The organism is Oscillatoria sp. HE19RPO (assembly GCF_024220515.1).
Taxonomy (GTDB): domain Bacteria; phylum Cyanobacteriota; class Cyanobacteriia; order Cyanobacteriales; family Laspinemataceae; genus Laspinema.
In genome coordinates this window covers 1-7,040 of record NZ_JAMXOT010000295.1, presented here as the reverse complement: position 1 = coordinate 7,040, position 7,040 = coordinate 1, and the positions used below count along the sequence as shown (strand labels likewise).

At 45.6% G+C, this 7,040-nt stretch carries 6 protein-coding genes; all 6 read left to right on the top strand.

Translation table 11 applies throughout. The features are described 5' to 3' along the window. The first annotated feature begins 605 nt into the window (after positions 1 to 605). On the top strand, positions 606 to 779 hold the full coding sequence (locus NG833_RS23995; RefSeq protein WP_254567796.1) for a hypothetical protein: 174 nt from the start codon (positions 606 to 608) through the stop codon (positions 777 to 779). 314 nt (positions 780 to 1,093) lie between these two features. Further along, positions 1,094 to 2,062 (top strand): glycosyltransferase family 2 protein, encoded by a 969-nt coding sequence (locus NG833_RS23990; protein WP_254567795.1) that lies wholly within the window; start codon positions 1,094 to 1,096, stop codon positions 2,060 to 2,062. A gap of 187 nt (positions 2,063 to 2,249) precedes the next feature. Continuing rightward, positions 2,250 to 3,545, top strand: coding sequence for a glycosyltransferase (locus NG833_RS23985; RefSeq protein ID WP_254567794.1), 1,296 nt, complete (start codon positions 2,250 to 2,252; stop codon positions 3,543 to 3,545). 77 nt (positions 3,546 to 3,622) lie between these two features. Then, positions 3,623 to 4,696 (top strand): glycosyltransferase family 2 protein, encoded by a 1,074-nt coding sequence (locus NG833_RS23980; protein WP_254567793.1) that lies wholly within the window; start codon positions 3,623 to 3,625, stop codon positions 4,694 to 4,696. 110 nt (positions 4,697 to 4,806) lie between these two features. Further along, positions 4,807 to 5,652 (top strand): ABC transporter permease, encoded by an 846-nt coding sequence (locus NG833_RS23975; protein ID WP_254567792.1) that lies wholly within the window; start codon positions 4,807 to 4,809, stop codon positions 5,650 to 5,652. Next, the gene (locus NG833_RS23970) at positions 5,652 to 6,944 is read left to right on the top strand and encodes a polysaccharide ABC transporter ATP-binding protein (RefSeq protein ID WP_254567791.1); all 1,293 of its coding nucleotides are present in this window, start codon (positions 5,652 to 5,654) and stop codon (positions 6,942 to 6,944) included. Before NG833_RS23975 ends, NG833_RS23970 begins: the two co-directional genes overlap by 1 nt. Positions 6,945 to 7,040: the final 96 nt, after the last annotated feature.

The window sequence follows — 7,040 nt, the reverse complement described above, 5'->3', positions numbered from 1 at the left end:
ATGTTCGTAGTAACGACTTCAGTCGTTTCTCCCCACATAGCTGTTGATTTCCCAATAAAAACCAAGCCGTTTCTGATGTTCGTAGTAACGACTTCAGTCGTTTCTCCCCACATAGCTGTTGATTTCCCAATAAAAACCAACTCGTTCTAACGTTCGGGTATTCTAATCCGGAATTCGGTTGCTCTAGGTCTATAAAACCCACACCCTCAAGGGTGGAGGCTCACAGGACGAAGCCCGTGGTTCGACGGTGCTCACCAGAGTCCTACACCGGCTGAAGAGAAAACAGACTTTTGACAACTGGATTTGGTAATAATTAAGCCCAAATGGAAACAGAGCAGAGATTGCACCCTCTCTACCCGAGGAGGGTTGACGGATTTGGAGGAATTTAAAAATTACCTCGATTTACCTCTTTTGGTAGATTGACTCTCCACTCAAGATATGAATAAAGATGAGAGTGAATTAGGGTTAAGATATCTTTAAAGAAACCCCAATTTCTGAAACTCAAGAAGCACAGAGAAGGTTTGCTCTCTGGGTTGTGGCAAAACCGCAGTTCAAAAATTGCCGATCGCCATCTCCCAGATTGGGGATAGGGACTCAATAGAGAGTTGCCAAAAAATGATGAATTCTTTCTGCAAATTAGTAGCAACTCTAAAGCAGCAAATCGCCTCTTAGCAGGGGATAAGGTCGGATTGCAAGGCGATGTTAACCGGAGGATTTGGACGGCAAAATGTGAGCAACTCATCCCCCAGGTAGAGGAGTTTAGTGTGGATGGGGGATAAAAATAATATAAGTCTTTTACCGGCTCAATTATTACAATTGCCTGTTCACAGTAGTTTCCGATACCTTTTCTCTCTTTCTCCTTTGCCACTCTCAAAAGGGTTCATCCCGATCGCCGGGAGCAGATGAGGCAGGAGAGATCAACGCAGAATGGGTCGATCGCCCATCGGGAGATTGCCACTCTTGCGGACAATCGCCACTGCTAGAACATCTGCCGATTAGTGGAAAATCCTTACATAGGAGTAACTTTATATCGGGCCCAAAGGGAACTAGACTTGCCAATCCCAACGCTTCTTTGTTTCATCAGAGAAAAAGAATGAATCAGCAAACTCAACCCTTTGTTTCTACAATCATTCCCGTGTTGAATGATCCAGAACGACTTCAACTTTGTTTGGAGGCATTAGAAAACCAGACTTATCCCAAACATCTGTATGAAGTTCTGGTGATTGACAATGGGTCAGATGACAGTATTGAGCCAGTCGTTCGCCAATTTAAGCAAGCGAAAATGCTCCTAGAACCTTCTCCGGGGTCCTATACCGCTCGCAATAAGGGAATTTTACAGGCTCAAGGTGAAGTTCTGGCCTTTACCGATGCCGATTGTATTCCCCATTCCGATTGGTTGGAAAAGGGAACAGCACATTTATTATCGGTTCCTAATTGTGGATTGGTGGGGGGTAAAATTCAGTTTTTCTTTAAAAATCCCAACCGTCCAACCGCTGCCGAACTCTATGACCAGTTTTTCTTTTTGCAGCAAGAATATTATCTGGAATATGAACAATTTGCTGCAACGGCCAATGTTTTTACTTATAAACAAGTGTTTGAGCAAGTCGGGTTATTTAACTCGACCCTGAAATCAGGAGGCGATCGCGAATGGGGAAATCGCGTTTTTGCTGCCGGTTATGCTCAAAGTTATGCCGCTGATGCTGCTATCTGTCATCCGGCCCGAAATTCAGTCCAACAACTCCAAAAAAAGGTGAGGAGAGTGGCAAGGGCTACTTATCATCTCAACCGCAATTGCCCTAATTTTCCCTGGGTTTTTCTCAAGTTTATCCTCTCAGACCTCAAGCCCCCCTTGCGAATTTGGTTGAGAATTGGCCAGAATAACCGGCCCAATGATTTCAAATATAAACTAGAGTTTATGGCTCTTTTAATCTGGATGAAGTGGGTTAAAGCCGGAGAAAAAATTAGGTTGCTTGTCACAGAATTTATGGCGAATCAGCCTGTCATTAAATTTACCAGTGCAGGTAACCAGAAGATGAGTCAAGCGAGAAAAAATCATGGATAATTCCAATTATGACATGATTACAGTACCTTTTTAAAAGTCGTCGGGGGATTTGCAAATAGTTATCCATTCTAACTCTAACTAGGGGTGGGCAGAAGTTTGTGCCATAATGCCAACTCCTATAAAACTGATTAAATGATTAAAAATTTAAAAAAAACCGAGCTGAACCATTACGGGATGAGAAAAACCCATGAGAATAGCCTTGATTGTCCGCCATTTTCCGGTATTATCCCAAACTTTCATCCTGAATCAGATTACCGGATTGATCGATCGCCATCATGAGGTGGATATTTATCCCCTAGAAGGTATCCCGGAAAAAAATCTGGAAAAGGTACACCCCGATGTAGAGAAATACAACCTCCTCGATCGCACCTATCCCTTACCGGAAATTAGCGCCAATTATGCCGTCCGTTGGCTGAATGGGGTGAAATTATTGGCCGCGAATTTCGCCAAAAATCCCGCCGTGGTGCTGCGATCGCTCAACGTTTTTAAATATGGCACCCCAGCAGCCACCTTCTGGTTACTCCATGTCGCCCTCCCCACCCTGGACAAAGAACCTTATGACATCATTCACTGTCAATTTGGGGACCTGGGATTACGGGGAATTTCTTTTCGAGATATCTGTTTCCCTGCGGCTAAATTAGTCACCACATTTCGCGGCTTTGATATTAGCCTCTACCTGCGAGAACAGGGCGAGGGTGTTTATGAACCCCTATTTAAAAACGGCGACTTTTTCATGACCAACTGCGACTATTTCAAACGAGAACTCATCCGCATTGGCTGTGACCCCAATCGCCTCGCCGTGGTCCGTTCTGGACTAGAACCTCGGGACTTTACCTTCTCTCCCCCTCATCCTCCTACGGATGGAAAAATCCGCATTGCCACCACGGGACGACTCAGTGAAAAAAAGGGAATTGAGTACGCAATTCGCGCCGTAGCTCAACTGGTTCCCGAGTATCCTAATTTAACCTATCAAATTATTGGTGATGGTCCTTTAAAAGCCGAATTAGCACAATTAATTGAAAAACTGGGCGTCAAAGATTCAGTCCAGTTACTCGGCTGGAAAACTCAGCCCGAAATTCAAGAGATTTTAGCCAACTCTCATCTATTTATGGCCCCAAGTGTCACCGCTGCCGATGGCGACTGCGATGCCCCGATTAACGTTTTAAAAGAAGCAATGGCGATGGGATTGCCTGTGATTAGTACCTATCATGGAGGAATTCCCGAATTAGTCCGAGATGGGATTTCCGGCTGTCTCGTTCCCGAACGAGATGCTCAAGGATTAGCTGAGAAAATCAAAGTTCTAATTGAGCATCCGGAACGGTGGGCGCAACTGGGTCAAGCGGGGCGGATGGAAGTAGAAAACCACTACAATATTAACCCCCTAAACGATCGCCTCGTGGATATTTATCAGCAGGCACTCAACGCCCCTCCAACCGCCCAATCTCCCCAACCCTCTCCCTTGATTCCCGTCCAAACCGAATAATCGGCGAGCCTTGATTTTTATCCAAAATTTGGACAATTCACTGAATTTACAATCTATAGTTTAAGGAGAAATTAACCATGACTGAACCTCAAGTGACCATAGTTGTTGTTCCTCGGGAACGATTTAGTTGCACCCGGGAATCCCTGGAAAGCATTTACCAATACACGGATATTCCCTTTAAATTAGTGTATGTGGATGGCAACTCTCCCGATGGAGTGCGCCAATATTTAGAAGAACAAGCCCGCTTGCACGAGTTTAACCTGATTCGAGTTAATCGCTATTTATCCCCGAATAAAAGTCGCAATATTGGGTTGAGTCAGGTTAAAACCAAATATGTCGCCTTCCTGGATAACGATGTTGTTGTCAGTCCCGGATGGTTGGAACGATTGATCGACTGTGCGGAAGAAACCAATGCCACCGTTGTTGGTCCTTTGATGTGTCAAGATAAACCCGTTCATGAAATCGTCCATTTTGCCGGAGGAGAGTCCCATATTTGGACGGACAACAATGGGGAACGTCCCCGACGCCGACTGCGGGAAAAAATGTATAAGCAAGGGAAGCGGGTGGCTGAAGTGCGCGACGAACTCCAGCGACATGAAACGGAATTAGCAGAATTTCATTGCGTTTTGGTGCGCCGTGCGATTTTCGATCGCCTCGGACCCCTGGATGAAGGGATGCTGAATACAAAAGAACATCTGGACTTCTGTATGACTGTCCGAGAAGCGGGGGAAACCGTTTATTTTGAGCCTGCCTCCCTGGTGACTTATGTTCCCGGTCCTCCCCTAGAACTGACCGATTTACCCTTCTATATGCTGCGCTGGAGTGATGCGTGGCAGTTGAATAGTTTACACCGCTTACGGGATAAATGGAATCTGGACGAAGATGCTTATTTTCAAATCAAGTATAAGCGGATGGGATGGCGGCGCAGAAAGTCAATTTTAATGCCGTTAAGTGAACGGTTGACGTTTGGGATTAAAAGTGGCTTTTTTGAGAAACGGATTCTCTTTCCGTTAGACAAATTGCTCAACCGTTACCTGAGCGATCGCTATGTCAAACAGCAATCTGAACCCATCCAAATTAAACCCGTTATAGCAACGGAAACTCAAACCGAGGAACAGAACGCCCCCACGCCCTCGTTATCTCGCTCTTAAGCGGTTTTTAGCATCCTGGAATCCTGCAAAAAAAGCGATTTTCCAGGGTGCGCTTGCCTCACCCGTTTCCCCTTCCAGTTCTTTCTTAATCTCCAGTCGGTAAACCCAATATGCGACCCGAATACATTTATACTCCCCAAAGCGAACTCCGACATCCGAAACGAATGTTCCGACAAATGTGGCGGGATTTGCTGGCAGCGCGATCGCTGGCATGGCGGCTGATGATTCGGGATATTAGCGCTCAATATCGCCAGTCCTTTCTGGGAATTGCCTGGGCGTTTATTCCCCCGATCGTCATGGCAGTAGGATTTACCCTAGCAGGAAATGCTAGAGCCATTTCCATTGGGGAAACCGATATTCCCTATCCCGCTTATGTCATGTTTAGTACCGCCCTGTGGCAAACCTTTGTGGAATCCTTACAAGGTCCTGTTCAAGCCTCAACTGATGCTAAACCCATGTTAGCCCGAGTCAAATTTCCCCGGGAAGCCTTAATCTTAGCCAAATTAGGAGAAGTCGGCTTTAACTTTGGCATCAAAATGATTTTAATTGTCACCTTATTTTTGATATTTAAGGTCCCAGTCAGTTGGACGGTCATTTTAGCGCCAGTTGCCTTAATCCATTTAATTTTACTCGGAACATTTTTTGGCGTTTTATTAGCCCCCCTGGGTCTTTTATATAAAGATGTTTCCAAAGGATTAACCATGCTTACGGGATTGTGGTTATTTGTCACCCCCGTGGTTTTTCCCGTTCCCCAAGAAGGAGCTTTTGCGACAATCGTTAAACTGAATCCCGTGACGCCCTTACTCGTCACCACGCGAGAGTTAGCCACCACAGGGATTTTATCCCAGCAGACTGGGTTTTGGGTTGCCAGCTTGTTCACGTTACTGGGATTAGTGGTAACTTGGGTGGGATTCAGAATTGCCTTGCCATTTGCAATCGAAAGAGTGAGTTCCTGATGATAGTTGAAGACTTGAAACAACAAAAGTTTACCCCTCCCGTTTCCGATGATTCTGATTTGTTGGTTTCGGTGGACAATCTTTCTAAGAAATTTTGCCGAAATCTAAAGAAATCTTTGTTCTATGGGGTGCGAGATATTGCTGCTGAATTAATCGGAAGTGGCAGAAAAAGCGAGGTGCTCCGGGAGGGAGAATTTTGGGCGCTGCGGGATATTGAGTTCCAACTCAGACGGGGGGAAGCCCTGGGATTGGTGGGAGCGAATGGAGCCGGAAAAAGTACCCTATTACGGATTATTAGTGGGTTAATCCATCCCGATACCGGCTCGGTAAAAATTAGAGGGCGAGTTGCGCCTTTAATTGCTTTGGGAGCAGGATTTAATCCGATTTTAACCGGGCGAGAAAATATTTATGCGAATATGTCGATTTTGGGATTACGCACCGGAGAAATCGAGGAACGCTTTGATGAAGTCGTAGAGTTTGCAGAAATTGCCGATGCCATTGATGCGCCGGTTCAAACCTATAGTTCCGGGATGGCGGCGCGATTAGGATTTGCTTGTGCGGCTCATATTAATCCAGATATTCTGCTGATTGATGAGGTGTTAGCCGTGGGAGATGTCAAGTTTAAAATTAAGTGTCATCGACGGTTGGCTGAATTGCGGGAAACGGGGACGGCTTTTATTTTGGTGTCCCATAATTCTCACAGTTTGCTGAATGTTTGCGATCGCTCGATTTATTTGAAAAAAGGTCAACTGATTACCTCCGGGGAAACTGAGTCGGTGATTCGCCACTATGAGGAAGACCTCTGTTTGAGTGGCACAGATAAGGCAACGGGCGCAATGGTACTCCCGCCCAAATCCCCCGAGGAAAGTATGGGGTTAGATATTACCCAGGTTTGTTTTAAAGATGAAGCAGGAAATATTTTGGATTTCATCAATTCTGGGGAACCGGCTTGTTTATCCGTAGAATGTCAATCATCCGGGTATTTTGAGAATGCCAATTTGGGGTTTTTACTCACCGGATTAGGAGGCGATCGCGAGTATGTGTTATATCTGACTACCGCCAGTGATAATGAGTTGATGGAAATCTCTCCCGGACGAGTGGAAATTCAGATGCAGTTGCCGCACTGCGGTTTAGTTCCCGGTGCATACAGTGCCAAGATTTATATCAGAACCGGGGTGAAATCCTTGGATATCGTCGAATCCTTTAGATTTACCGTCAAATCCAATAAAGTAACCAGCCGATGTCTGTTTTATCAACCCCGGAGTTGGAAAGTGTTGCATCATCAGGATTAGGGAATTGCAAAATATAAATCCTCCAACCGTTTAACTGAAAGGAAGATATCTGTAGGGGCGCAATGCGCAGGCCCTCCGGAGGGCCTGCGCATTGCG